The sequence below is a fragment of the Falsiroseomonas oryzae genome, assembly GCF_027856955.1.
GTDB lineage: Bacteria > Pseudomonadota > Alphaproteobacteria > Acetobacterales > Acetobacteraceae > Falsiroseomonas > Falsiroseomonas oryzae.
On record NZ_JAPSMD010000585.1, the window covers coordinates 1 to 2,688 of the forward strand.

General features: G+C 74.4%; 1 protein-coding gene. It reads right to left on the reverse strand.

Annotation, left to right across the window (positions count from 1 at the left end; all coding sequences use genetic code 11):
* Positions 1-291: 291 nt before the first annotated feature.
* A partial coding sequence (locus tag OZN99_RS29220) for an AAA domain-containing protein (protein WP_270938732.1) occupies positions 292-2,688 on the reverse strand: 2,397 nt, incomplete at its 5' end.

The window sequence follows — 2,688 nt, forward strand, 5'->3', positions numbered from 1 at the left end:
AGCGCGCCCACCGGCCCGCCCAGGGCGCCAACGCCTGCGCCGGTGGCGGCACCAGCCGCCGCGCCGCCGGTCACGCGCTCCTGCGGGTTCGTGCCGCACGCCGCCAGCGCCAGCCCGAGGGCAGCTGCGCTCAGGAGTTTCGCCTTCATGTCGGTGTTCCTCGCCGTTGCATTCTTCCCGGACGCGCGAGGCACGCTGTGGCGCACCGTCGCGGTCCAACGAGGAGGGGAACGCGCCCGGCGCGCCGATGGTTGCGCCGAGGCAGCGGACAGTGCGGCGTTGCGCCGGGATTCAGCCGCGCAGCGAGACGCTTCCCGCACCGACCAGCGCCGCCACCCGCGCCGCGATGGCGGCGTTGGCGTTCGGCTCCAGCCCAAGCAGTCGCACGACCCCGGCGGCGAGTTCCTCCTCCGTCGCGACCGCCGTGGCACCAAGCAGCACGCGGCACGCCGCCTCCACCTCCGCCGGCGCCACCATCGCGGCGCGGCGCAGATGCGGCGCAGCATTGCGCCTGTCGCGCGGGGCAGGAGCGGGCGCGTCCTCCGCCGACCAGAAACCGGCGCGCTCCGCCACGCCCTGCAGCTGGCCGGCCAGGCGCAGCGCCTGCTGCAGCGCGGCACGCTCCGCCGCGTCCAGTCGTTCCTTGCCCCACAGGATCCGCGCGCGTTCGAACACGGCATCCTGATGCACCGGCTGCTCCGCCCGGATGATCGCGGCGAGCAACTCCGAGAGCTTCGCGAAGGGCACCTGCGGGATCGGCGTGTCGCGCGGCACCTCTGGCGTCGCTTCCGCGTAGGGCTGCGCCAGCCCGGGATCTGGCCCCATCGCGGCCGTCGCCGACGCCTCCGCCGGCGCCTCCACGCCCAGCGCCGCGCGCAGCCGCGCGCGCTCCGCCTCCGGCCGCTGCAGCCAGGCGAGCGACCAGGCGCGATGCAGCTTCCATCCCATCATGCCGAGCGCGGAGGGCCGCCCGCGTTCCCGGTCGCGCGCGGCGCGCACGCTGGCCCAGTCGCCGGCATCCGCTTCCACGCCCAGCACGAAGTCGCCGCCCTCGCGCGCCGCGACGTCCAGGAACAGGCCGGCGATGCCGACGCGTGCCACAGGCTCCTTCCCCGCCGCGCGCATCTCCTGCGCGATCACCCCGGCCAGCGGCGCGGTCGCCTGCTCGCCCGCAACCGCGCGCATCTCGCCGCGCGCGGCGAAGCGCAGGAAGGTCTTGAGCGAGGCCACGCCGCGCCCGGCCGCGCGGTCCAGGTCGATGTCGTCCGCCGTGATCCCGCTGAACACGATGCAGCGCTTCTTGGCGCGCGTGATCAGCACGTTCAGCCGCCGCTCCCCGCCATCGGCCGAGAGCGGGCCGAAGCGCATGGCGAGCTTCCCGTCCGCGCCGCGCGCATAGCCCACGCTGATCATAATGGAATCGCGCTCGTCGCCCTGCACGTTCTCCAGGTTCTTGACGAAGAAGGGCTCGTGCTCGTGCGCGGCGAAGAAGCCCTCGGTCTCCGGGCTCTCGCGGCGCAGCTTCTCCACCGCGTCCAGGATCGCGTCGCGCTGCTTGATGCTGAAGGCCGCGACGCCCAGGCTGTCGCCCGGCGTCTCCTTCGCGTGGCGCATCACCGCCTGCGCCACCGCCTCCGCCTCGATCCGGTTGACGCCGGCGCCCTGTTCCCACTGGCCGTCCACGCGCACCAGCGACAGGCCGAGCCTCTCGCTGCGCGCGCGCGGGGAGGGCAGCACCATCAGCCGGCTGTCGTAGAATTCCGCGTTGCTCGTCGCGATCAGGCTCTCGTGCCGGCTGCGGTAGTGCCAGCGCAGCATCACGTTCGGCACGCCGCGCGCATTCGCCAGGCCCAGGATGCTCTCCACCTCCCGCGCGGCGACCGGGCCCTCGGCGAACTCCTCCTCGCCGCCCTCCTCCTCGCTGGTCATGCGCTGGAAGAAGCGGGTGGGGGGCATCTGCCGGTCGTCGCCCACCACCACCACCTGCCGGCAGCGCGCGATGGCGCCCAGCGCATCCACCGGCTCGATCTGGGACGCCTCGTCGATCACCAGCAGGTCGAAGGTCAGGCCGGGCTTCAGCCCGTGCGGCGGTGCCAGGAACTGCGCGACGGACAGCGGCGACATCATGAAGACCGGCTTGGCCGCCTGGATCGCCTTGCCCGCGCGGTCCAGCAGCGCACGCACGGGCAGGTGGCCGCGCTTCTTCTCGAACTCGCCCTTCAGCACCTCGTAGCCCGGCATTCCCGCCCGCACGCGTGCCAGCGCCTGCGCATGCGTCCAGGCGCATTCGCGCCGCGTCAGCTCCACGCGCGCGCGGTCGGCTTCCGCGAAGTCCGCGACCAGCCGGTCGAAGGCGGCGCCGTCGAAGGTGGCCAGCTCCGGCCGCGTGCGCATCGCCGCCTTCAGCAGCGCCTCGTCCAGCGCATAGTCGAAGGCGGCCATCGCCTGCTCCGGCGCCAGCCTGCCATCCGCCAGCCGTTCCGCCAGCGGCGCCAGCTCCGGGCCCGCTGCCGCGACGGCGCGCTGCCAGCCGAGCCAGAGCGGCAGTGCCTCCGGTGCCGCCGCCCAGTCGCCGAGCCGCGCAGCGACATCCGCGAAGGACGGGTCCGCCGTGCCGAAGGCCGCGGCGGGGTCGAGCCCGGTGGCGGCCACCAACTCCTCCCAGGCCGCGAGCGGCCCGTCTGCCGA